A 24,145-nucleotide genomic window follows, 5' to 3' on the forward strand; every position below is an offset into this window, starting at 1 on the left:
GACGTTTCGTGTCAGGTTTTGGTATCTCTGAAGATTAACAAATTTAATTATGGGGGGGATGGCTTTGTTACGCATAGCCGTATGCGATGACGAGAAAAAGGAACACGATTTGCTAAAGGAATATCTCCCAAGACTTATGAAAAGCACGGCTTACTCTTTCGAGACTCAATATTTTACCTCCGGTGAGGAATTGCTTCACTATTATAATCAACAGAGTAGTTATCCTTTTCATATACTTCTAATGGATATTGAACTGAGAGGATTAAATGGAATCGAGGTTGCAAAAAAAATCCGTGCACTTCCGGATCGGGAGGTTCAAATTATATTCTTGACAAACTATCCGCAGTACGTAATGAGCAGCTTTGATGTGCAACCCTACCATTATTTGATTAAACCAGTAAACTATGAGTGTTTTGAGGCAAAGATAATAAAGCTATGTAACTATATCATTTCTTCTGTAAATAGGTTTCTAATGATTAAAACTGAAGATGGACATATGGTGATCAAAAATTCTGACATTATTGCGATTGTTAAAATCAAACATTCCTTGGCTAAAAACCGACTAAAGATCATTACCTCTACGCAGCATTACATAATTCCAGGTACAATTTCAGAATATATAAGTAAACTAAACCGTCCATTTATGCTTATTCATCGTTCCGTTATTGTTAATCTGGAACATGTCCATAAGTTTACAGCTACTTCCGTAGTCATGCACAATCAAGAGCAGTTTCCTATTGGCCGTACTCAGGCAAAAGAGGTTAAAGAAGCCTACGCCTATTATATGATTGCACAATTCAAAGAACGAGGATGACTCTTTATCTATCAATGGTCATCATGATGTTGCTTATTCTGCTAATCAGAGAAACCATCCTTTTATTCGGTAAAATTAATGAAAACACCAAACTGACTAAAGAAAATCTGCAATTACATAAACAGATGGATTATCAACACATCAGCTATGAAAAAACCACACATTCCCTTACAAGCATCAAACAAGTTATCCATGATACGAACAAGCATTTGGTATATGTCCGGAATTGTATTCAGAACAATGAGATTCAGGAATCTATCCATCATATCAATTCAATGCTCGGTCAAATTCATCAGCCTTCTCTCAAACTATCAACAGGTAATTTGGTAATTGATTCTTTAATTGGCAACGCGCTAAATATTGCTTGTGAACACAAAATTGCTATTAAGTATGATATTCATATACACGCCGAAGCTATTGATATTGATCGGTTTGACTTATGTACCGTGATCGGGAATGTGCTGGATAATGCTCTAAACGCCGCTGCAAGAGTTCCAAAAAAAGAAGATAGATTTATTCAGCTGCTAATTTTCACTACCGATACTTCATTGTTTATCCAAGTCACCAACTCACGGAACAATTCTAGCACTATAGTGCAGCATAATTTTAAAGAGAATCCCGCTTTTCACGGATTCGGCTTAACAAATATTCAAAGTGTCACCGAAAAATACGGAGGTCATCTAGTTACTAACGCTCAAAATAATGAATTCGAAACAATCATTGTACTACCTTTTCTAAACATACTTTCAGCAGCTAAGCCAAACCTGACCGAATTAGAAAGGCAGTGAAAAAAACTATTTCCCTAGCAAGTACAGCGGCCGCTCCCCAACAGCAGACTGAAGGGGAGCAGGCCCGCCGCAAGCTTTACGAAGTAATCTCAAACAATCTCGCTGTTTTTCCTGGTGGGAGTGCCACCGTCAAAACCCCTGCCGATTGATCCCAATTCCAAGTTGAACTATGCTGCTGAGGATAGGCACAGGCGATCACTGGTTCAAATCCCTTCAGCTCTTCTATCGGCAATTGGACATTTGCAGCTTCTCCGTCAATCCGCCATACCGCGACATACCGTCGTTCGCCGCGCCGCAGGCCAAGGCTGACCCATTCGCCCTCACTGTCCGGCAGGCCGAGCGGCCAGAAAGGTGTGGCGTGTGGGATATCACTGCGAATGGTTTTGTAATAATCCAGCGCTTCTTTAACTAGACTTCTGCGGTGAGGTTCAAGCTCCGCCAAATGACCGCTCTGGTGTACACGAAGCAACAGCGCATTAACCATATTGAAGATGACTTCCTCATCGTCACCCTCGCGCAGCGGATAAGACCAAACTGCGGACTGCTCCGGTGTCAGTGCTGCCGGAGAACCTGCGGCAATGGCCGCATACTGTACATAATCCTCCTGGTCGCTAGTAGACTGGATGCTGTGTCGGCTGAGCATCGCATAATCCATGCGCATTCCCCCGCTGGAACAGTTCTCGATGACAAGGTTCGGATAACGAACAAAGATGCTGTCCAACCAAGCCAGATAAGCGCGGTTATGCTGTAGCAACCCATCTCCGAAGCTGTCCGCATCCGTTTCTGTCCCAATGCCTGCATTGATGTTGTAATCCATTTTAATGTATCCTACACCGTACTGCTTAACCAGACGCGCAATAACACCGTTTGCATGATCAATGACTTTCGGGTTGCGGTAATCTAGCTGATAGCGGCTACGGTCCTTAACCCTTTTACCATGCCGCATGAAAAACCAGCTGTCATCAGTCTCCGCAAGCTTCGGGCTGTTGATGCCCATAACCTCCAGCTCAAGCCATAGTCCGGGAATCATCCCTTTGCTGCGGATATAGTCGAGCACATATTTAATCCCTTCCGGAAACCGATCGCTGGAAGGCTCCCACTGGCCTACGCCATCCCACCACTCTCCGGGTGCATACCAGCCAGCATCAATACAGAAATATTCACAACCTACTTCTGCGGCAGCATCAATTAAAGGCAGTAGTTTCTCAGTCGTTGGGCTTCCCCATAAGCAATTCATATAGTCATTAAAAATAATCCGCAGCAGCTCATTATCCTCATTAGGTCTGCGGATCATCCGGCGATATACCGTAAGCTGTTCTGCCGCGCCCTGAAATCCTCCCTGCACAGCACCTACAGCTGCTGGCACCGAAGTAAACTCTTCACCGGGAGCTAGGTTCAGCCACCAATGGTTGTCATGTTCTGTAGGTCCGCTGACCAGCAGTGTAAGCTGATCGTATTGATCCGTCAGCTCCCAATGCCAAGAGCCGTTATGCTCAATCTGCCAGAACAAGCTTGTCCCGCTCTCCTTATTATGCAAAACCGCCATCGGTAGAAGTTCCGCTGCTGACCAAGAGCCTGTATTGCTTGCGGCAATTCGTTTGGAGCCACGGTCTGCCAAATGATACATCCCAAGCTCAGGCAGGCGGTAGGTCCGCCACTGAAGTTCACTCTGCCATCCACTGTGGGCAAGGGTTACTTCAATCTTATCATTGCGCTCCCCGCTCCCCTCTTTGTCTACACCTGTAAGAGCAAAGGAGGAGATGTATTCCACTGCCACCTCAGCTTCTCCAGCATTCTTTAGCACTGTCCAGCTTCGAACGATTTGCACGCCCTTGTAGAACTGAAAATGCTGCACTGCCTGGATTCCTGTAATCGGATCAGCCAAGCTAAGCTCCAATTTACGCCCGAGTGCATTCACTGTATCGCTGTGTCCCACATATACCATCCGAAGACCCGGAAAGGATGCTCGGTGTGTGCGCCCGTGATATTCGGCGCGGTCTTCGCCCGATAATTGCAGCTCCAGCAGCCGGAAGCCTTGCTTGTTCTTATCCGCTATGGCTGCTTCCAAAGGTGCCGCGCCAAAATGCAATAGCCGAACATCTTGATCTTCCGTAACTTCAATCGTAAGATATAGTCCATTTTCAATGATTTCAATCATTTTGCTATTCACAATAATGTACCTCCTGACTTTGTCTCAGTATCTTCTTATGATTATATAACATATAAAAAAGGGACGGTTCTCCAGTAAGTGAATCTTACCTTGGAGCCCGCCCCCTGATCTCAACCTAGTTATTCTGCCGATCCGAATTGAATCCAAGCTTTTTGAATTTCATCGATGGCTTGATCCTTAGTTTTGCTTCCGCCGATGTAAGCCTGCATGAGCTCACCAAATTTTTGGTGGAAGGTATCCAGAGAGTAGTTCACGGACAGGTCGCCGGATTTCTCTGTTTTGAGGATCTCTTCCATTTCTTTTGGCATTTGCAGGTCAGGCATTGGAGCATCCTTAATTGGAGGAATAACCTTAGCTACTGTAGAGAACCAGTTCTTACCGTATTCAGAAGTATACAGCCAGTTGAAGAATTCAATAGTCTCACCAGCTACAGCAGAATCCTTATTGATACGCAGGGCCTGATCCGCACCAGTAATGATCTGGGACTGTTCAGCCTTGTCGCTGACTGGGTAACCCATAATGCCCAGGTCGAAGTCAGGTGTGATTTTCTTAATGGCTTCTTCATCCCATGCGCCTTTACCAGTCATGAACGCTGTTTTGCCGGATGCAAAGTCGCTGACTTCAGCATTGCTGTCCCGTTCAAGCGGTTTGTCTGTGCCATGTTTAACAGTGGTATCAACGAAGCTGAAGAAGTTATTGTACAGCACCGGGTGATCCTTGATCGTGGTTTTTCCGGCAATAAAATCATTTACTAGTGTCTTAGCATCCGTACCTGCATCTTGGGCTGCCGCATCTACGAAGTGTTGGAAGATGTGTTTCCATACCCACCACTCTTTATAGGCGTTGGCAAAAGGAGTAATGCCTTTAGCTTCAAGCTTAGTAATCGCATCGTCCATTTGGGCTGTTGTCTTAGGAACTTCCGTAATCCCAGCATCAGCCAACAGTTTCTTATTGTACATCAGGACAAATAGATTCCCTTTTACCGGAAGACCGAGCACTTTACCGTCCGTAGAACTCATGTTAGAACGCACTGCATCGGTCATCGCCGCAGCCAGTGGCTCATTAGTTAGGTCAGCACTATACTCCGCAAAGGTATCAATATCTCCACCCGCTGTGGTCTGGAATACGTCAGGTGTACTTCCCGCAGCAATCTTCGATTTGAGCACCGTATTGTAGTCAGCCTGCATAATCTCCAGATTAATCGTCACATTCGGTTTAACTTTCTTGTACTCGGCAATATAAGCGTTAAAAGCATCAGTGTACTCGGGTGATGCGGTGAACATATTAATCGTGACCGGCTTGCCAGAATCTGTGGCAGGAGTATTCCCTGTTCCGCTATTGTCAGCGGCATTGTTGTTTCCGCCGCAACCCGCCAGTAATCCGCCGACGAGCAGCAGACTCGCAGATAAAGCCATAAATCTTTTTAACATGATGTTGCCCCCTTTTCCTCATGCATCTAGTGGTCTTGAGACAATTCTAAAGAAAAAGAAAAAGGATAAGAATGTACATAAGTGAACTTATTAGGGTAAAAAAGTGTGTTCATGTAACCGCTTCACTCATCCCCGTTCAATAGCAGAACCCGATATTCAGAAGGTGAACAGTCATAATAATTCCGGAACGCCTTGCTGAAATAATTTTTGTCCTTGTACCCCAACATCTCGGAAATGTCTTGGATTTTCAAGTCGGGGGTGGATAGCAGCTCCTTTGCCTTGTCCATTCTTACCTTTTGTACATACTCATGTATGCCATAACCATATTGCCCCTTAAAAAGTTTCATCAAGTATTCTCTGCTCAGGAAATATTTATCCGTGAACATCGATATTTTAATATTCTCAAAATAGTGATTATCAATGTATGCTTTAATATTTTCCAATACGCTGGGGCGATTGCCAGCAAGGCTTTTGCTGATTTCATTGCCATAGCAATCTAGAATCCCGCTCAGCACCCGCTCAAATTCGCCAAAGGAAGCAAAATCGCTCCCGATGCCTAGCCCACGCAATCCTTTATCTTTACCGCCACGGATACGTTCGGGGATTGCATCCAGCTCCGTCGCAATATCGTTCAGTAAAATAATAAATTCCTCTATCTGCCGGTCAGCCTCGCCCAGATTAAAACGTCCGGAAGCCTCCCATTTCTTCGTGAATTCGCTTAAAATACTTTTGGCATGATTGATGTTCCCGCTCTCCAGTGCGTTGCGAATCAAGGGCATACGTCCAGTCAAGGAAGGATTATCTTTCCCCTGGGAAGTATCGTTGCTGCTATTTGTGACAATCGCTCCCTTCAGCGTCAGGAGGTCAATCCCGTCGAGAGAGGCTTTGGCAGTCTCATAGGATTGAGCAAGCGCCATGATGTCACCATAGGGCTGTCCAATTCCTCCGGCAACAACAATTCCGAATAGCTCTTTCAGCGTCGAGACTAACTTCTTCATATGATGTAAAGAGCGGAAAGTTGCGTCCTCCTCATAGCCGCCTTTCATCGTGAAGATGGCGATAAACTCGCGTTCTCCCTTATGGCTGGCGAAGCTGAAGGCCTGAAAATGCTCATCGCTATTCTCATTAATCACATTTGTGACGGCAAAATGCAGCAAATCCCGGTCCTCATGGAAGCGATTACGACGCACTTGTTCCAAATTGAGCACCCGCAGTACACCCGCAGCAAAATAGTTTCCGGCCGTATCCGCGCCGATCAACGGCAGAAAAGCCTCGTTGGACTGATTTTTGAAGCTGCGCTCAATGATCGACAGATAGATTTTCTCCTTTAGCTTCGGCAGAGACATGTTGAGCGTAATGTTCCTGTTGATGAACTCACTTTCTTTCTTGCGTTTGGCCTCCAGCACATCTATAGCTTTACGCAAGGCCGCATTCAAATCCGCCCGGTTGACCGGCTTCAGCAAATAATCAACTACCTTAGAACGGATAGCCTGGCGGGTATATTCAAAATCATTGTAGCCGCTGATTACAATCGTCAGCAGTTCCGGGAACTCCTTCTCCACGATCTGCAGCAGCTCACTTCCGTTCAGCTCCGGCATCTTCATGTCAACCAGTACAAGGTCGATCTTTTGCTCACGCAGCATGGCTAGACCCATATTTCCATCCGTAGCCTCCAGTACCTGATCGACACCTAGTCCTTTCCAGTCTCCCAGGATGTTGATCGCCTCACGCAACGGTTCCTCATCATCTATAATCAGTACTTTATACATGGTTAATCCCTCCCCGCGGTAACCGCATGTCCATCTTTGTTCCGCCAGCATCACTGGTAATGGCCAAACCCGCAGCCTCACCATACAAAAGCTTCAGCCGCGTGTTCAAATTTTTCAGTCCAATGCTTTCCGTGTCACTTTCGGCAGCGTTTTCTCCGCCCTGATCCTCCCACTGGATTTGAAGAGAATTTCTCACTTGCTCCAGCCGCTCCCCGCTAAAACCCGGCCCATCATCCGTCACTGAAATAACAGTATGGCTGGGCGTCACATGCGCTTCAATAGTAATTGTGATCGTTGTGGATACTTTTTCCAGCGCATGCTTGATGCAATTTTCTACCAAGGTCTGAATGGACAGCTTCGGAATTTCCAGCTCCAGCAAAGGGTCTTCCCACTGGTAGGCCACCTGCATTCTGTTTCCGAAACGGGCCTTCTGCAGCGCTAAATAACGTTCAATATGCTTTAATTCCTCTCTGGCATGGACCACATCTTTACCGCTAATGCAGTATCTCAACGTCATAGCAAGATTATCGACCATATCGACAATATCATCATTGTTGTTTTTCAGCGCCTTGGTGGAAATGGCTTGCAGGGCATTATATAAGAAATGCGGATTGATCTCAGCTTCCAGTGCTTTGAGTACAGCATTTTTCTCGACAATTTTCATTTTGTACCGTTCATTGATCAGCTCATTCGTCTTTTCCACCATCTTATTGAAGTGGCGAGACAGATAGGCAATTTCATCCTTTCCCTCAACCTGTGCTTCAGCGTCAAAGCTGCCTGTACTGAACCGCTTCATCTGCAGCGACAGATTCTTTAGCGGGCTCGTTATTTTGTTCGAAATAAAGCTGACCAAGATGACCGAAACGATTAAAAATAACAGTCCTATGAAATAGTTCAATTTGCGTGTTGTCGTGGCCGCTTCATAAATTTCTTTGTAGGGAATCGGCTTAATCAGCTTCCAGCCTTCTTTTTTGCTGATGTCATAAATCACTAGATACTTCTCTTCTTTATCCGACCACGTCACGCGTCCTCCTGAGGCTGGTGTCAGCTCCTTAAGCAGTCCCTCTTGTTCGCCCTGTTGATAAAACCCGGGGTCATCCACCACAAAAGGTTCATTATCGGGACTGACGTACATTAGGTGCTGCCCTTTACTGAAGGGAATATCCTTCATAATCTCGTCCGTAACCGAGGAGTTGAAATAAAGGGAGAGCACCGCCTGTGGCTCTCTGGAAACTATGGAGCGCAGCAATCGATGGTAGCCCATGAAGCTTTTATCCTTATTTATAGGGTAGTCGGAGCTATTGATCATCGAGGATTGGTTTTTTACAAAAGACTGGTAAGAACGGTTAAACGGGCTGGCCAGCGCTTTTTTATACCAGGAAAGATTCTCAATCGACGGATGCTCGGCGACCCGCACGGTAATATTGTAGTTCTCTTTGGTGACATAATAATACTTGTGCTCCTTGATCACATACAGGTAGATAGCTTCCAGATCATTGCGGGAGAAGTACAGGTTCTTCAAGTAGTCCTCCACATACATCTTCGAGGCATAATCCTCCGATTCATGCAAAATCGCATAGGTGATCTCGTCATACGATATTTGCGGCAGGGATAATTGCTCGATGCCGTCCAAATAACTCTCCAGATTCCGGCCGACAAGCAACAGATTGTTGCTCGTACTGGCGATGCTGTTATCCACCGATTCTTTTCGCAGCATGCCGTATGAAATGAACGTCAGTGAGGTCACCACCAAAACAATGATGATTGTAAACAGCAAAATAAGCTTGTTCGCCAACCTGCGTGAGACAAGCTCCAGCACGGGTTCAAACCGCTTTATGATCCATTTTTTAATAATGACCGGCAACCTCCCCCACGATTTACAGGCTTAATTATAAATATTTCAGTTCACCTTTTTACCCCTAACTGTACTCTTAAATCCATTTTTGAGTATAGGGCACTGCTCTATAATACACAATATAGACTAACCGGAATGGTTATGTGTGGCAAGCCTAGTCGATATTACCACCCAACAAATCAAGAAGAGGTGCATCCATGTTAAAATCACTCGGCAAAAGATGGCGCGAGAAAACAGAATTCGGATTATTCACTCTCCCAGTCCTAATCTGTATCGCTGTAGCATTCTACATTCCGTTTGCCATGACTATCCGCTATTCGATGACCAAATGGAACGGAATTTCGAAACACCCTAAGTTTGTCGGACTTGATAATTTCAAACAAATCTTTATGGGCGACACCAACTTCGCCAATTCAGCCTGGTTCACCATAAAGTATGCGATTCTGTACATTGTTCTCGTTAACGTGCTGGCCATCTTGCTCGCATTAGTTCTGGACATGAAGCTGAAGAGCACCCCTTGGCTGAGAGCCGCTTTCTTTATTCCTTATATCCTCAGTCTTGTCATTGTCGGTTTTATCTGGAAATTTATCTTTATGCAAGGTTTCAACTCACTCGGAGAAAGTACAGGCTGGTCCATATTTGGTCTAAGCTGGCTAGGGACGCCAGGACTTGCTTTCGTCTCCATACTGGCCGTCTCCATCTGGCAGTCGATTGGTTTTTATCTGGTCATTTATATTGCCGGTCTGCAATCTGTACCTGAGGATCTCAAAGAAGCAGCCACAGTTGATGGCGCTGGTCCCATGAGAAAATTCTTCAGTATTACGCTGCCACTGCTCGCTCCATCCATTACGATTTCTGTGTTCATGGCACTGACCAATTCGATCAAGGTTTTCGATGTCATCCTGTCCTTAACCGGGGGCGGACCTGGCGGAACTACCTACAGTATCGCTTACGATATCTACCGTGATACCTTCCAGAACAATCTGTATGGATACGGTACAGCGAAAGCGCTTATCCTGTTCCTGGCCGTCTTGGTGGTAACCATTCTCCAGTTAGCATTCTTCAAACGAAGAGAGGTTGAGGCATAATGAATACAAACCGCAAAGCAGGACGAATCATTCTAGAGGTTGTTATGGTCATCCTCTCTCTTCTGTTTCTATATCCGCTATTTCTGACAATTATCAACTCGTTAAAAAGCTTTAGCGAAGTCATGACAGATGTCATCGCCCTGCCAAAACATCTGGTATTCGGCAACTATTCCTACGTGTGGAAGTTTATCAACTATCCGAAGCTGTTTCTGAACAACTTTGTCATTACCGGTGTAGGTCTTCTGGGTATTGTGTTCATTTCATCCATAGCAGCCTACAAGCTGGCACGGACGAAATCCAGACTGAGCGGGGTGATTTATTTCCTCTGCATTATGCCGATGCTGATTCCGTTCCAATCGATCATGCTGACCGTTCTGCAAACCGCTAAGACCTTAAATCTCTCTGAGAGTACTTGGGGACTTGGGTTGTTATATTGGGGTTTCGGTGCTCCACTCGCCGTGTTTATCTACCATGGATTCGTCAAGGGTATTCCGGTTGAAATTGATGAGAGTGCCACGATTGATGGAGCTTCCGGCTTCCGCCTGTTCTTCAGTGTCATCTTCCCACTGCTGAAATCGGTCACAACAACCATTGTCATTATCGACGTAATGTGGATTTGGAATGACTTCCTGCTCCCGCTGCTTATGGTCAACGGCTCCCCAGATACCAAAACGCTGACACTGGCTGCCTACACCTTTGTGGGCCAATATACCTCAGATTGGCAATATGCGATGACTGCTATGGTCATGGCGGTGTTGCCATCAATCGTAGTATTCATCTTCTTGCAAAAGTACATCGTTAAGGGTGTTGTTGCGGGGGCGGTGAAGGGCTGATTAACTGATTCCAAACCTAGCTTCTGCATAAAAAGGGGGAGATCCATATGGATCTCCCCCTTTATGCAGACGTTCCAATACTTTGCATACTGCTACAGTCTGCTTTTGATGCAGACGTTCCAATACTCTGCATACTGCTGCGGTCAGCTTTTGATGCAGACGTTCCAATACTAACTAGTAGTTTAACTGTATTTTGTACAACTATAACTCTGCAACTCGCTCGACCGATGGATATAGCTGTATTTCGTACAACTATTCTCTTGATTTAATGCCCTCTAGGCCGATTTTCTAGTTTTTAGTTGCATAGAATACACTTAAAAGCAAAATGGTCCGTTTTACATATAAAATAGGTGTATAGAATGCAGTTATTTCACAATTACAAAGATGATACTTCATGGGCACTCCATACGGACTCCATAAATACTCTCTTCATACTGCTTCAGTCAGCTTTTTATACAGACGTTCCAATACTAACTAGTAGTTTAACTGTATTTTGTACAACTATAACTCTGCAACTCGCTCGGCCGATGGATATAGCTGTATTTCGTACAACTATTCTCTTGATTTAATGCCCTCTAGGCCGATTTTCTAGTTTTTAGTTGTATAGAATACACTTAAAAGCAGAATGGTCCGTTTTACATATAAGATAGGTGTATAGAATGCAGTTATTTCACAAACACAACGGTGATCTTTTATAGGCACTCCATAGGTATTCCATACGCCACATCCTACGTACACCATACGTACTCCATACATACTCCATACATACTCCATACATTCTCCATTCGTACTCCATACGGACTCCATACATACTCCATACGTACTCCATTCGTACTCCATACATACTCCATAAGTACTCCACACATTTCGCATTCCAACGGGATCGGGCGCGATCCGTGAATAGTTAATCAGAGTTTGTATTTATTAAAGCTCCTTCTCCGTGACCCTGCCGTTAGCATCTATGTTGGCATTAAAAGATAGGGTGTTCATGAGCTTAATCGTTTTCCTATTGTAGGAATCATCCATGAAATTAGGCTGTCCGCCAATGATTTTGACAGGTGTAATCTTGCTGGTGATCTTGGAGTCCTTAATCTCAACATTCAACAGCATAGAATTAAGTGTTTTTTCCCCACCACGTGTGGAGCGATTAAACACAAAATTCCCAAGTGAATAATAAATGGGCTTGTGCTTATAGTATTCGATGCCCATAAGGCAGTGACTGTGTGCGCCAAGAATTAAATCCGCCCCGCTATCAATCATCTGTTTAGCTAGTGTGCGAGCGTACTTTTCAGGGAAATCCTTAAACTCTTCATTCCAGTGAATATATACGATCGTGTAATCATTCTCCTTGGACATCTTCTGAATGGCGCTAAGCATAGGCTGCGAGGTGTAAGCTGAAGCGGCTCCCGGTTTGTTTTTGCCGGCATACCACGAAGGATCTGAAAGCACACGGCTAACACCAAGGATGGCGATCTTTTTCCCTTTTACTGTCTTAGTATAAGGCTTGAACGCTTCATCTTCATCTTTGCCAGCTCCTGTATGGCCAATCTTGTTTCGATCCAAATGGATCAGCGTGTCGAGCATAGCGTCTTTTCCATAATCCAAAATATGATTATTCGCCAAGGACACTCCATCAATCCCGGCATAGGTTAAGCCACCTAACGTTGCTGGTTTGGATCTGAAGGCAAAGGTTTTCTCTGCCGCTTTCCCTCGGATAGACACAGGCGTCTCCAGATTGGCGAAGGCGATGTCAGCCTTTTGCAGCGTAGGTGCGACCTTTACAAACGGAAAGTTCACCCCATATTTAGCAATCTGATCGCCAACAAAACCATCCAAAAGGATATCACCCGCAAAAGCAAGCTTTATAGGATCTGAAGATAGTGAAGCTGCACTGGAAGCAGATGTCACAGGAACTATTAGTGATAACATAAGTGTAATAAGTGCTATTCTACGCAAAACCTTCGATCCTAATCTCAAAAAACACAGCCTCCTCTCATCTTTTTATTAGCTATGATCCTAGCATACTGGAAAGAGGTTACTAAATTAAGAGTAGAAAGACCTGTTATTCCTTTGCTTTTTTCAGAACGGCTCTGAAGCAATTTAATCCGCCCCACGCATCCGTATGCACAGCATCCGCAGGCAACTCAAAATCCGTCTCCCCCCAATACTGAAATCCAGTTTGCAGCAGCAGGTCATTCATAAGATTCAGATTTACCGTCGGGTAATCAAATGTCAATACCAATAATCCTTCTTCGTTCAACGTCCGGTGAAATTCCCGTAAAGTACCCACTGTATCCTCAAAGCTCAAATGCTCTAATACTGATATGCAAAAGACAGTGTCAAAGCTCTCATCCTCATAAGGCAGATCCGTCAGATTAGCTTGAGCGAAATGCAGGTTGTTTGTTCTTCTAGCGATAACCTGCTTCGCCGCTTTTTCCCCAATCTCATTCTCAATACATTCTTGGATAGCTTTCGGGTAAATAACCCTACTGTCCTTATCGCAGGCATAGACCTCTGCACAAACCCCTGCCAAATAAAACTTCAAGGGATGAGGAATCCCACAGGCGGCATCCAGCACAACACCATGCGGAGAAATAAAGTTAATACACCACTCATATTCAAAGGGACGGCTCCACCATGATTCCGGCAGATCATAAATCAACTTCTCACGACGTGCATCTGAATTTACGAAAAAACGCGAGACAAAGGGATGGGTTGGCATGGCCAGGACTCCTTTTTCAACGGAATTTTAGGTAGTGAGAGTATATTCATGATTTGCTGATTCATTCCATAACCTTACATTGAACGAGACAAACCCAAAAAAACGGCTGCTCCCTTAGGAACAGACCGTCTTTAAATATAACTGTATAAACCTTATGCGTAGAATGAAAGAGGTTTGGCCTCAATTCCATGTCTCTCGATCAACTTATCAAGTAACGCAGACCATTCCGCATCGACTGTACATTGCTCAGGATGTGCCTCGAACCAAGCAACCGACTGCTTGATCCCTTTGGAGAAAGGCACAGTAGCCTGGAAGTCAGGCACGAAACGTTTGATTTTGCTATTATCAAAAACACTGCTTACCGCTTGATCACCGATCAAGCCATCCGCTGTCCCTGGAGGGGAAAAGGCTGCGATAAAGTCTGTGGAGATATGCACAACTTTAGGTTCCACACCTGCCGCTTGTCCGATGGCCGCGTAAATCTGATTCCAATTTAATACCTCGTCGGAAGTTATATGAATGGCCTCACCTATCGCTTCCGGATGTCCAAGCAATCCAACGAAACCTTTGGCAAAATCCGAATTATGCGTCAGTGTCCACAAAGAGGTTCCATCTCCATGTATGACTAAAGGTAAGCCGCGGCGGATACGATCGATCAGTGACCAAGGATGCTGGCCACTCGTAAGTGCCGCAGGGATGGCTGTATTTCCATAGGTATGGGAAGGACGAACAATCGTAACCGGGAATCCGTTCGCCTTGTAAGCTTCCATCAACAGCTGCTCACACGCAATTTTATTCCTCGAATACTCCCAATAAGGGTTCTCCAGCGGTGTCTCTTCTGTAATTACATAATTACGCTGCGGCTTCTGATAAGCAGAGGCTGAGCTGATGAAAATGTACTGCGTCGTTTTACCAGTGAACAGGTCAATGTCTGCCTGCACATGTTCCGGTGTAAAAGCAATCCAGTCTACCACTACGTCAAATTCGTAATCTCGTAATACTAATGCGGCTTCTGCCGGATTACGAATGTCTCCTTTAATTACTTTTGCACCTTCTGGAACGAATTCATCCCGCTGTCCTCTGTTGAACAAATACAGCTCGATTCCTTGAGCTACAGCCAACGGGGATACAGCCTGACTAATTAATCCCGTACCTCCAATAAATAAGACCTTCATTTTGCACGCTCCTTATAGTGAATCCGGCTCGTTATTTACTGGTTAACATAATCTCGCCATACGTGCTTCGGCTGCCAATTCAGCAGCTTTTTGGCCTTCTCATTACTGAGTAGCGACTCGTGACCCTCCAGCGGCTGGCGGAAATCCGTCACCTCTGGATAACGTGCGGCCATTAGCTCTCTGCTAGGAACAGCCATGCTGGTCTCATCTGCACATATATTAAGAGCAACCGCGCCCAATCCATCCGTTTCGATTGCCAATTGGCAAGCTGTTGCTACATCCCGTGTATCAATATAACTCCATAGAATCCGATCGCGCTGCGCTGGATCATGAATGAAGGAAGGGAAACGTTCATACGCCGATGGATCAATAACATTTCCGATTCTTAGGGAAACGACCTGTATACCCTTTCTGCGATAGAACATCTCAGCGGTTTGCTCATTCACAACCTTAGACAGACCGTAGCTGTCTTCAGGCAACTGTGGATGCTCCTCATCCATAGGCACATACTTCGGCCCCAAAGGATTAACCGCAAAACAGATTCCGTAGGAGGATTCACTGGAAGCAATCACTGCTTTTCGAATCCCGAGACCCGCTGCAGCCTCCAAAATGTTATAGGTAGATACTACATTATTTTGAAAGGTGACCTCACTCGTCTTTATATTTGCAGCTGGGATCGCAGCCAAATGTACAACTGCATCAGCGCCAGCAAGTACACCATATACTTCACCCAAATTATTCAAATCAGCAATCATCGTTGGGCACAAAGAATCTGCGGATTTTTGCGTATCTACATTCACAACCTCATACCCTTGCTCTACAAAATGCCGGACCACCCATCTGCCCAACATCCCACTGCCGCCTGTAACAACTACTTTCGCCATGAGCGTGTCTCCTTTTTTATGAAGCTAACAACTACTCCAGAATCTCCTCAATCTGCTTCAAAATCTCTTCCGAAAGCTCCATACCCGAAGCCTTAACATTCTCTTCGACCTGCTGCGGACGGCTGGCACCCACCAGTGCACTAGCTACATTAGGTTGACGCAAAATCCAAGCCAAAGCCAAATTCCCAACAGAAATATTCAGTTCCGTGGCGATCCCACTCAATTGGCGGACTTTTTCAATCTTTTCTTCTGTAATCGAATCTTTTAATCGATCCAGCTTAGCAGCACGGCTATCCTCAGGGATGTCCGTGTTATACTTTCCAGTTAACAGCCCTTGAGCCAGTGGAGAAAATACCACCTGTCCAATCCCACGGCGCTCACCGAGCGGAATAATCTCTTTCTCAATATAACGGTTAAACATATTATAAATCGGCTGATTAACAACAATATGATCTAGCAAATAGCGGTCTGCTACAGCTAACGCATCGGTCATTTGCGCCGCCGTCCACTCACTAACACCGACATAATATACCTTGCCTTGCCGAACCAGATCATCCAGCGCACGTAAGGTTTCTTCAATTGGAGTTTCCGGATCAAAACGGTGGCAATACATAATATCCACGTATTCTACTCCGAGACGTTTCAAGCTAGCATGACACTGTTCCGTAATATGTTTGCGGGATAGTCCACGGTCGTTAGGTCCCGAGCCCATTTCCCCGTATACTTTAGTAGCTAATACATAGGACTCACGAGAGTAGTTACGTAAAGTCTCACCTAGTACTTTCTCGGCAGCACCTTTTTCATAAACATTTGCAGTATCAAAAAAATTCACGCCTAAGTCGTAAGCGGTTTCAATGGCATTAACAGCATTATCTCTTTCCACATAGCCTCCGTATGTCAGCCAGCTTCCCAAACTAATCTCACTGACTTTTAAACCGGTTCCACCTAATCTGCGATATTTCATAATAACTGCTCCTCTCCATAGTTCCGTGTTTGATTTTGGCAGGTTGCTTAGCACTCATATTCATTCTAGAATAGTTTGTATATAATAGAAAGAAGTGAAAATTAGTTTATTATATGATCTCTAGTGTAGTTACTATACTAGAGTATAGTAGCTTCACAAACAGGAGGAGATACCTTGAAGACAGCTAAATCTACTAATAATTATATCCCCAAAACCCCTGTTACTATTGAATGTAATGTTGAAAAAACACTTGAAGTATTAGGTGGAAAATGGGCCTTTCTTGTCCTCAGAGAGCTATTCGACGGCACGCAGCGTTTTGGGGCACTGCAACGAAAAATCACTAACGTGTCTCCCCGCGCACTGACCACTACGTTGCGCCATCTGGAGGAGCATGGTGTGCTTGAACGTCACGTATTTCCGACTGTTCCTGTTACGGTAGAATATTCGCTTACTCCCAAAGGTGAGGATTTACATCAAATTTTGAAGGAAATGAAGCTGTGGTCCGCGAAATGGACTTAGCTTGAGCTGGTTGTGACTGATGAAAAAAGAAAAGAAGCTGTCCAAAAAGTAGAGAATTCTACTTATAGGGTAGCTTCTTTTTTATAAATTGGCTATACAATGGATGGATTCTTACTTTAACCTAGGGGATATGTGCGGTGTGCGGTGTGCGGTGTGCGGTGTGCGGTGTGCGGTGTGCTGTGTGCTGTGTGCTGTGTGCTGTGTGCTGTGTGCTGTGTGTGATGCGCCGCGGTGTGCGATGTGTGATGTGCGCTTTAGTGTAATTGGGGAAAAACTCCCTAAAAATAGCCGATATTCGCTAAAAAAGAGCATAATGAGGGAATTTCTCCCTAAAAATCGGGTTGATTCCTTTCTTTTTCACCAAATCAGGTAAATTACAGGGAGGTTTTCCCTAATTATAAGTTAGATGACCAAATATCTAAGAATTATAGGGAAAAATTCCCCAATTATAGAGTCGGAATGCGTATTTGGTTAACTGAAAACAACCGGAGATACCAGCGATTTCTGCGTCAAGTCATACACAAATTGCCGTTTGAGGTCAGCAGGCTATGCCTTGCCTTCAATCTACTACTGAAGCAGATCGCGGATAATCAAAAACGCAGAGCAGCGAAGATCCAATAGGAGGATGAATCGCTGCTCTTTTGACCCTTGCATTTTTGAAAATGAAGGAGAGGTCGTCTCTTTTCGTAGAAAATCCACCTGTAGAACAACCCTTCCAGCATTTTCACTATACGGATCTAGTATTTATCCACAATCGCGCCGAGAACTGCCGTATTTACATAGGGTTTTCCTTTGAGGCTTTGCAGCTCTTTCGCAGTTCCTGTAACAACAGCTCCCAATAGCTGTACATCACTGGCATCCGGCGCCGCTTTATCCTTTTTCAAGTAATTCGAGATTCGCTCAAACTCTCCGTAATGCTTGCCCTTCATCTGAAGCCCATAGGCTAGGGATTGTAAAAAATCCTCTGGTTTCGGTTTAAATAACCCTTCCCATTCCCCACCGTAGCCATATACTTGTCTAGCTGATTCCGGTAAGGCATATTTATTCGGACCGCTGTCATTCCTAATAAACTCAAGGTTCCTTTTATCGTCATACGTATCCACCCAATACCATGTCTGTGTCAAACCCGCCGGCAGCATCTTCTCTACCTCTGCCTGAGTGTAGCCTTTATCAAAAGAAACTGCCATTTCTACGAGCTTACCAGGTTCCATTTGTTCGAGTGCAGGCAGGTCATTCAGCACTTTTTCGTTATAATTCACTCCAGGCACATAAAACATCATTTCCCGCTGAGCATTTTGACTGTTATATCCTCGGTAGTATTCATAATTTTGCTGTGTCATTACCGGGTCAGGAACATTTATACTAGAGTACCCCCTATTAAGCAGAGAAAAACGGCTGCCCATATCGAAATACAGTTTTTTTGTATCCCATACGATGGGTACACCCTCAACAACTTTGTAAGTACTCAGTTCGACTTTACCCGATAGAAACCCTAAATCAAGCTCAGTTCTCAACTCCTGAAGGTTAGGACTGCTTATTTTCATCATGATCCTCTCTTCATCCAGACCACGCATTGCCAACCAGCTTGTCAGATGGGCGTTGCCCAGCATCCCGCCGAATAATACTATAACCGTCACCACTAGAGAAATGATCGTATTTCGAATCATTGTTTTTCGTTTTGCCTTCTTAATTACTTTTGAAAGGTTCTGATCATCCTTTTGTTCCCATGGAGCTGTCATTCCGCATCACCTCTATACTTTTTTTGAAATTGCTTGCGGGCACGAAACAATGCCGATTTCACTGTATCTGTCGTAATTCCCAGAAGCTCAGCTATCTCCTGATAGGACAGCTCCAGCTCATATTTCATAATAATTAGTTGTTTATGGAGCGGTAGAAGCTCATCCAACACTCTTTCGATGTCTTCTCGTTTCTCTTTTAACAGCACATGATCCTCTGGCAATTCCATATCCGGCACATCTACATAGTCAATAGGAATGACTATCCGCTTGCGGCGGCGGCACAGATCATAGTAGCGGTTGATCGCTACTTTATATAACCATGCACTGAATTTGTTCTCATCAATGGAATCAATATACAAAAGAGCCTTATACACCGTATCCTGTACGATATCTTCAGCGTCGGCTGCAGGTGCCCCGAGACGAATCAGGTATTTTTGAATTTCTAACATTTTAGGTTGAAGTATCTGATGTAGCTGCCCGGGCTTCATCCTGCACCTCCCTTCGTATGTATAACGATAAAGTTCTCAGAATGTTAGCTTATGAGGTAAAAAAATTATAAAAGAAAAGACGGCTGCCTCAGAAAGACATGCCGTCACATTTTAAAGAATGAATAAGGTTCCAGTACAATTCCTATATATCCGTAGGATTCATTGCCTGCTGAGCTGTAGATATGAGTATGGTTTGAACTTTCAGAGATTGTTTGTCAATAATGAAGCCTATATAGAACCCACCCTCCAGATTATCCATTTCAAAAGGTGACAATCGGGGCTCATACACTCCACCCTTGTTCTCAAACCAGTAACTCACTATAATCCCGTATTCGTTATCCACTGCAACGTATGTACCGTATGCCTTTAGCACATCTTCCAATGTACTTACCCCAGGTCGAATATTGTTCAATGTACCTATGTGGATTGGATCAATGCGCTCATTATCTTTATCTATTTTCCAAGCGTTCAGCCGACCTTCGGTATCATAATGTACAGATACTTCTTTATACATTTCATTATTGAATACATCTTGACCTGTTGAATCCCCGTAATGTTCCTCTACTAACATTCTTGAACTCCCAAAATCAATAAAAAGATTACGTCCACTATCCGCTATTCCGAAATCACTATCAGTTACCGGAGCCGCTATAAAGTCCTTCAAGCCTGTACCCTGTTCCGGTAATGACGGTAATAGACTCCGATCCGATCGTTCTTCTGGACGAGAATTTACAGTATATATTCCCTTAAGCTTGAGCATTCTCATCCATTGTATAGCCTCTGCTCTTGTAAGCGGGAGATTTCCTTTAAAACCGACTAAAGTTGGCTCCCCGGGAAGTGGAAGTAGAGAGTTACCCAGCAAATAAACGACGGAATCCGTGTCGTTGTAATTCATCCCTAGACCAGATACAACTAACCTTGCGGCGGCCATTCTGGTGATTGGAGTCGATCTTGCCACTGGATATTGTAGTCCAGTAACTGGATGATTCCACCACTTAGCCATTCTATACGGTGCTGCTGTCCATTCTTCGCCTATGCTAGTAGCCTTTGGATAGCCGAAAGAAAGATAAAATAATTTCAAAAATTCCGCTTCCGTAATCGGCTGATCCGGTCGAAAGCTCCCATCATCATAACCAACCATCAATTGGTTGCCTAACGCCCAGCGCACCCAAGGTTCAGACCAGTGACCTTGAATGTCAGTGAACAGTGAAGATGCCGGATCCTCCTCACCGTCCTCTTCCACTTCTTCATATGTCCCTGTATTCTCGTACGTTGTCGTTTCAGCATGAACTCTATAACTCACGTTGCCGCATGTCACAATTGTCCCCGAGATAAGACCTAGTACCAATAGCTTCATTATCTTCAATTTAATAATCCCTTTCGTTCTTATCGGTAAGGGGTTCCTGCTCTCTTTGTCAGGTTTATCGTGATTAACCCTTTATCTTAACTATCGGGTAAAAAGTCTGATTCGTAAATATACTGCTCTCCTTTTTCACAAGAAAAGCCAAAAAAGATCGCTCCCCTTCATAGCGGGAACGATCTTAACCTACCTACTACTTAGACCTTTAATCGACGTTCGAAAGCTTTGGGGATAAGCATTATAGCAAGTATACCTATGATTATCACCGAAAGAATTGACAAGGGTAGATGTAATATAGGGATGCCAAAAATGTTATAGGATACATATTTTACGATTAAGGATCTGCTAACCATTACACCTGACGGTAAAAAAGAGATTATTTTGCCCAACATTCCAGGCAAAGAGAAAAGGGGAAGAATAACTACGAATGCTGCCAGTCCAAGACTGCTTAAGCTACTCCGACACAAAGCGGATATCAGCGCCGTCAATAACAATAGACCACATGCAGCCAGCAAGGTTACAGCATATTTCAGGGCAAATCCCTGCAGCTGGGTTAAGGCATATGGAGTCTCATCAAAATAAAAGTAACTATTCAGCGGGGCATTCCAGCCCACGAAGCCGAACGGTAAACAGGCCAGCAATGTGCAAATTCCGTAAAAAAGAGTAACCCAGCTAAACGTAACTATAAATCCAGCTAATAGTTTTGCCGAAACAATCTTCAACCTTCCGTATCTACTAGATAGAATAAGTGCATCCATTCTATAGTTTTCCTCACCAGAGAACAAGGGTGCCAGCGCAAATACTAGAATAAGACCGATCAGAAGATCGCCGACGCCAGGCGAGCTTGAAAAAAATATATGTAATAAGTCCCAGTCCTCCGTTACATAAAACCCCCGTGGTTTTCCCTCCTCCAACATGGAGAGTTTTTTAGTAACATCTCTTAGTGCATATGATCCTGGTTCTTGCTTCTCCAATAAAACCTTCCGCTCTCTCAGCTCTGTTAAATTTCTGTTGAATTGATCTACCATATAAGCTGTACCAGCATAGTGTTGCTCCAGAATTCGTTTCATCTTCTCCTCTTTGGACCAAGCGCTGTCTTCGGCATATTCTTCTTTGAGTCTAGGAGCGTATTTCAAAACTAAATCTGCTTGAATCGGTCCTAGATGAGCGGCGATAGCTTCAGGCTTTTCCTTGTTTACAACCAATAGACTATCCGTACCGGATGGGTAGAAACTAACAAAACAAAAAATGGCTAATGCAGTACTTCCAGCTATAGAAATCCAGACTCTGGGAATCATAATTTTGCGTAATTCAAACATCACCAGACGGTTCATGTGTATCATCCCCTCCGAAAATAATGCATATATACATCTTCTAATGAAGGATTCACCATCACCGCATTCTCAACTGGCGAATCCTTGCTGACTATCCGAACCACTAGTCCAGTATCTGACTGCTGCACATTCACTACAGTTCCCTTCTCTTCGATTTGAGCCAGCAACCGTGCAGGGATATGAACCTCCCAAACCTCTCCTTGCAATTCATCGGTCAACTCCTTAATTGTTCCTTGACGAAGTAACTCTCCTCGCCCCATCAGTAGCACCTGTTTAGCTATATGATCAACATCAGAAACGATATGAGTAGACAAAATAACGATGCGCTCATTTGATATTTCAGAAATTAAATTTCGAAATCTTACGCGTTCCGAGGGGTCAAGTCCTACTGTGGGCTCATCCAATATGAGGATGCTCGGATTATTAAGCAATGCTTGTGCGATACCGAGTCTACGCTTCATCCCGCCGGAGTACTTTCCGCATTTTTTATCCATTTCACCGGATAGATTAACCGTTTGAGCCAGAACCTCTATACGATCACTCGCCTCCTTCTTGGTCAACCCCTTTAGGGCAGCAACATAATACAAGAAATCACGAGCTGAAAAATGATTGTACATCCCCAGTTCCTGTGGTAAATAACCAATCTGAGCCCGGTACTGATCCCCCATGTCATCCTTGTTTTGTCCATCTAAAAGTACATTTCCACGAGTCGGATACAGAACATCTGCGACAATACGCATCAATGTCGTTTTTCCTGTTCCGTTAGGTCCTAGAAGACCATACACACCAGGTGACATAGAAAGGTTAATAGTATTCAAAATTCGCTTTTTGTCGAAATCATGTACGATATTACATAGTTTAAGCTCCAATCAGAAACCCTCCCTTGCTCAATACTCTGGATTGAAACCTCATGGCTAAGACAAATAACACTGCCGACAGAACACCCAATCCCATTAACCAAAATAACTCAACCGACGTCGTCCAGCTCACTGCAAATTCTCCGGAAAATAAAATCATCCAAAAGAGAGGCAAACTGAAGAGTACGGTCGTTAATTGTCTAAAATTACGTATCAGCGTAGATAATACTGACGCTACCGCCGCATTCATTAGGATTGGGATGCACCATAGCAAGGTCATACGCAGCATAAACTCCTTTCCCCCTAAAGGGGTTACCATAGCAGTAACACTAAAGTTAATCATTAGTGAGATCAGCCCTGCCATAAGGAACCGAGCTTGCACATACCGATGCAACGGGATTCTAAAACTACGTGCGAGTTCTCCCATTCCACAGAGCGTATTCCGAGCCGTATGAGAGACGACCACCAGTAAAGGAATACAACCCACGATGGACAGAATAAACATAGGGCTAACAATCTCCGTAACACTCAGCACCAAATATCCTACTACAAACAAGATCACACCAAGCACAACTTCTCTCCACCATCCCTGTGAAAAAAGAATCCTCATCTGTTCCCGTACAAATAGAGGAACTGGTGGGACTGGCGCAGGTAAAGCCCGCTTGGATCTTCTCCACCTGCTCATGGCTTCTTCTGCAAAACCGTCAAGGAGTGGCGGTTCAGGAATGCACTTGATGGAATTCACGATCTCCTCTACAGACTCTGCTGTCATCTCATCCTGTAAATTTAGATTGAGGTAATCTTGATGGTTACGTTTAACCCTCATTTCCCTGCTCCTTTCTTTAGGGGTTGGGATATATCCTCTTGCTTGGAATACCTTAGTAAATCGCGTAATTTTATCAGTGATCGACTTACCCTTGACTTCACAGTTGATTCAGGTTCATGAGTTACGGCAGCTATTTCTGTAAACGTAAATTCATATTTATACCTTAACAAGAGCGCATCCCTCTGTTCCTCTGGCAGTGAGCAAATCGCGGCGTATACCTGCTTAACCTCTTCACGAAGTAATATTCCTTCAAGAAAGTCTCCTTCGACTGTGATTTCATCAGATAAGCTTTGATTCAACTCTGCTTGCCGAGCACTTTTGCTGCGAAAATAGTCAATGCAGACATTTTGCGCGATCGCCATCAACCAAGCTCGAAAACTCCCCTGTTTATTTTGATAGCTGCCAAGCTTGGCCCATGCTTTTTCATACACCGTCTGTGCAAGATCCCAGGCTAATTCGTCATTATGTATTTTCCATCTGATGAATCGATAAATATCGCTATAGGTATACCGAATTAATAATTCCACCGC

Annotated in this window: 22 protein-coding genes; 5 read left to right on the plus strand and 17 right to left on the minus strand. The window is 44.3% G+C overall.

Annotation, left to right across the window (positions count from 1 at the left end):
• Positions 1–64: 64 nt before the first annotated feature.
• Together NST45_RS18070 and NST45_RS18075 are read left to right on the plus strand one after the other, a co-directional pair.
• Positions 65–814 carry a LytTR family DNA-binding domain-containing protein gene (locus NST45_RS18070; protein ID WP_076104094.1) on the plus strand — a complete coding sequence of 250 codons (750 nt, stop codon included), beginning with the start codon at positions 65–67 and terminating at the stop codon, positions 812–814.
• Positions 811–1,602, plus strand: a complete 792-nt coding sequence (locus NST45_RS18075; RefSeq protein WP_080742445.1) for a GHKL domain-containing protein — start codon at positions 811–813, stop codon at positions 1,600–1,602. Before NST45_RS18070 ends, NST45_RS18075 begins: the two co-directional genes overlap by 4 nt.
• A 76-nt stretch (positions 1,603–1,678) precedes the next feature.
• Here the strand turns inward: NST45_RS18075 and NST45_RS18080 are convergent, their stop codons facing one another.
• The 4 genes from NST45_RS18080 to NST45_RS18095 all read right to left on the minus strand — a co-directional run bounded on the left by NST45_RS18080 (position 1,679) and on the right by NST45_RS18095 (position 8,826).
• Complete coding sequence (locus tag NST45_RS18080; protein WP_076315809.1) at positions 1,679–3,760, minus strand: glycoside hydrolase family 36 protein; 2,082 nt, start codon at positions 3,758–3,760, stop codon at positions 1,679–1,681.
• Between the two features lie 131 nt (positions 3,761–3,891).
• Positions 3,892–5,202: an extracellular solute-binding protein gene (locus NST45_RS18085; RefSeq protein ID WP_036684033.1), complete on the minus strand. Its 1,311-nt coding sequence runs from the start codon at positions 5,200–5,202 to the stop codon at positions 3,892–3,894.
• Positions 5,203–5,324: 122 nt separating this feature from the next.
• A complete protein-coding gene (locus NST45_RS18090; protein ID WP_076144395.1) occupies positions 5,325–6,971 on the minus strand; it encodes a response regulator in 1,647 nt (548 codons plus the stop codon).
• Complete coding sequence (locus NST45_RS18095; RefSeq protein ID WP_076275066.1) at positions 6,964–8,826, minus strand: histidine kinase; 1,863 nt, start codon at positions 8,824–8,826, stop codon at positions 6,964–6,966. Before NST45_RS18095 ends, NST45_RS18090 begins: the two co-directional genes overlap by 8 nt.
• 197 nt (positions 8,827–9,023) lie before the next feature.
• On the opposite strand from NST45_RS18095, the gene NST45_RS18100 reads away from it, so the two are divergent.
• Positions 9,024–9,914, plus strand: coding sequence for a sugar ABC transporter permease (locus NST45_RS18100; RefSeq protein WP_036684044.1), 891 nt, complete (start codon positions 9,024–9,026; stop codon positions 9,912–9,914).
• Positions 9,914–10,747, plus strand: coding sequence for a carbohydrate ABC transporter permease (locus NST45_RS18105; RefSeq protein ID WP_036684045.1), 834 nt, complete (start codon positions 9,914–9,916; stop codon positions 10,745–10,747). The genes NST45_RS18100 and NST45_RS18105 overlap by 1 nt, the downstream gene beginning before the upstream one ends.
• Before the next feature lie 588 nt (positions 10,748–11,335).
• Here NST45_RS18105 and NST45_RS18110 read toward each other — a convergent pair.
• The 6 genes from NST45_RS18110 to NST45_RS18135 form a co-directional block, all read right to left on the minus strand.
• The gene (locus NST45_RS18110; protein ID WP_339823381.1) at positions 11,336–11,587 is read right to left on the minus strand and encodes a hypothetical protein; all 252 of its coding nucleotides are present in this window, start codon (positions 11,585–11,587) and stop codon (positions 11,336–11,338) included.
• Positions 11,588–11,671: 84 nt separating this feature from the next.
• Positions 11,672–12,724, minus strand: coding sequence for a CapA family protein (locus NST45_RS18115; protein ID WP_249267797.1), 1,053 nt, complete (start codon positions 12,722–12,724; stop codon positions 11,672–11,674).
• Positions 12,725–12,809: 85 nt separating this feature from the next.
• The gene (locus tag NST45_RS18120; RefSeq protein ID WP_339823383.1) at positions 12,810–13,469 is read right to left on the minus strand and encodes a class I SAM-dependent methyltransferase; all 660 of its coding nucleotides are present in this window, start codon (positions 13,467–13,469) and stop codon (positions 12,810–12,812) included.
• 152 nt (positions 13,470–13,621) lie between these two features.
• Entirely contained in the window at positions 13,622–14,644 is a 1,023-nt protein-coding gene (locus tag NST45_RS18125; RefSeq protein WP_076100000.1) for an SDR family oxidoreductase, read from the minus strand.
• Positions 14,645–14,679: 35 nt separating this feature from the next.
• A complete protein-coding gene (locus NST45_RS18130) occupies positions 14,680–15,528 on the minus strand; it encodes an NAD(P)-dependent oxidoreductase (RefSeq protein ID WP_036684049.1) in 849 nt (282 codons plus the stop codon).
• A gap of 31 nt (positions 15,529–15,559) precedes the next feature.
• On the minus strand, positions 15,560–16,492 hold the full coding sequence (locus NST45_RS18135) for an aldo/keto reductase family protein (RefSeq protein WP_036684051.1): 933 nt from the start codon (positions 16,490–16,492) through the stop codon (positions 15,560–15,562).
• A gap of 174 nt (positions 16,493–16,666) precedes the next feature.
• Here NST45_RS18135 and NST45_RS18140 point away from each other — a divergent pair, with 174 nt between their 5' ends.
• On the plus strand, positions 16,667–17,011 hold the full coding sequence (locus NST45_RS18140; protein ID WP_036684053.1) for a helix-turn-helix domain-containing protein: 345 nt from the start codon (positions 16,667–16,669) through the stop codon (positions 17,009–17,011).
• 737 nt (positions 17,012–17,748) lie between these two features.
• Here the strand turns inward: NST45_RS18140 and NST45_RS18145 are convergent.
• From NST45_RS18145 to NST45_RS18175, 7 genes are all read right to left on the minus strand, one after another.
• A complete protein-coding gene (locus NST45_RS18145) occupies positions 17,749–18,750 on the minus strand; it encodes an anti sigma factor C-terminal domain-containing protein (protein WP_076100002.1) in 1,002 nt (333 codons plus the stop codon).
• On the minus strand, positions 18,747–19,238 hold the full coding sequence (locus tag NST45_RS18150) for an RNA polymerase sigma factor (RefSeq protein ID WP_076100003.1): 492 nt from the start codon (positions 19,236–19,238) through the stop codon (positions 18,747–18,749). The genes NST45_RS18145 and NST45_RS18150 overlap by 4 nt, the downstream gene beginning before the upstream one ends.
• A 142-nt stretch (positions 19,239–19,380) precedes the next feature.
• A complete protein-coding gene (locus tag NST45_RS18155; protein ID WP_143758644.1) occupies positions 19,381–20,595 on the minus strand; it encodes an S-layer homology domain-containing protein in 1,215 nt (404 codons plus the stop codon).
• Between the two features lie 200 nt (positions 20,596–20,795).
• Positions 20,796–21,932, minus strand: a complete 1,137-nt coding sequence (locus NST45_RS18160; protein ID WP_076100006.1) for an ABC transporter permease subunit — start codon at positions 21,930–21,932, stop codon at positions 20,796–20,798.
• Positions 21,933–21,937: 5 nt separating this feature from the next.
• A complete protein-coding gene (locus NST45_RS18165; protein WP_076100008.1) occupies positions 21,938–22,801 on the minus strand; it encodes an ABC transporter ATP-binding protein in 864 nt (287 codons plus the stop codon).
• On the minus strand, positions 22,791–23,615 hold the full coding sequence (locus NST45_RS18170; RefSeq protein ID WP_038569608.1) for a hypothetical protein: 825 nt from the start codon (positions 23,613–23,615) through the stop codon (positions 22,791–22,793). Before NST45_RS18170 ends, NST45_RS18165 begins: the two co-directional genes overlap by 11 nt.
• Positions 23,612–24,142: an RNA polymerase sigma factor gene (locus NST45_RS18175; RefSeq protein ID WP_051491311.1), complete on the minus strand. Its 531-nt coding sequence runs from the start codon at positions 24,140–24,142 to the stop codon at positions 23,612–23,614. The genes NST45_RS18170 and NST45_RS18175 overlap by 4 nt, the downstream gene beginning before the upstream one ends.
• Positions 24,143–24,145: the final 3 nt, after the last annotated feature.

The organism is Paenibacillus sp. FSL R7-0163 (assembly GCF_037969975.1).
GTDB classification, from domain to species: domain Bacteria; phylum Bacillota; class Bacilli; order Paenibacillales; family Paenibacillaceae; genus Paenibacillus_AQ; species Paenibacillus_AQ odorifer.

Bases quoted from the DNA above. Each gene is read 5' to 3' on its own strand.
- NST45_RS18075 (WP_080742445.1), top strand. From the start codon at position 811: ATGACTCTTTATCTATCAATGGTCATCATGATGTTGCTTATTCTGCTA.
- NST45_RS18080 (WP_076315809.1), bottom strand. From the start codon at position 3,760: ATGATTGAAATCATTGAAAATGGACTATATCTTACGATTGAAGTTACG.
- NST45_RS18085 (WP_036684033.1), bottom strand. From the start codon at position 5,202: ATGTTAAAAAGATTTATGGCTTTATCTGCGAGTCTGCTGCTCGTCGGC.
- NST45_RS18090 (WP_076144395.1), bottom strand. From the start codon at position 6,971: ATGTATAAAGTACTGATTATAGATGATGAGGAACCGTTGCGTGAGGCG.
- NST45_RS18100 (WP_036684044.1), top strand. From the start codon at position 9,024: ATGTTAAAATCACTCGGCAAAAGATGGCGCGAGAAAACAGAATTCGGA.
- NST45_RS18105 (WP_036684045.1), top strand. From the start codon at position 9,914: ATGAATACAAACCGCAAAGCAGGACGAATCATTCTAGAGGTTGTTATG.
- NST45_RS18110 (WP_339823381.1), bottom strand. From the start codon at position 11,587: ATGGAGTACGAATGGAGTACGTATGGAGTATGTATGGAGTCCGTATGG.
- NST45_RS18120 (WP_339823383.1), bottom strand. From the start codon at position 13,469: ATGCCAACCCATCCCTTTGTCTCGCGTTTTTTCGTAAATTCAGATGCA.
- NST45_RS18125 (WP_076100000.1), bottom strand. From the start codon at position 14,644: ATGAAGGTCTTATTTATTGGAGGTACGGGATTAATTAGTCAGGCTGTA.
- NST45_RS18130 (WP_036684049.1), bottom strand. From the start codon at position 15,528: ATGGCGAAAGTAGTTGTTACAGGCGGCAGTGGGATGTTGGGCAGATGG.
- NST45_RS18135 (WP_036684051.1), bottom strand. From the start codon at position 16,492: ATGAAATATCGCAGATTAGGTGGAACCGGTTTAAAAGTCAGTGAGATT.
- NST45_RS18145 (WP_076100002.1), bottom strand. From the start codon at position 18,750: ATGACAGCTCCATGGGAACAAAAGGATGATCAGAACCTTTCAAAAGTA.
- NST45_RS18150 (WP_076100003.1), bottom strand. From the start codon at position 19,238: ATGAAGCCCGGGCAGCTACATCAGATACTTCAACCTAAAATGTTAGAA.
- NST45_RS18155 (WP_143758644.1), bottom strand. From the start codon at position 20,595: ATGAAGCTATTGGTACTAGGTCTTATCTCGGGGACAATTGTGACATGC.
- NST45_RS18160 (WP_076100006.1), bottom strand. From the start codon at position 21,932: ATGAACCGTCTGGTGATGTTTGAATTACGCAAAATTATGATTCCCAGA.
- NST45_RS18170 (WP_038569608.1), bottom strand. From the start codon at position 23,615: ATGAGGGTTAAACGTAACCATCAAGATTACCTCAATCTAAATTTACAG.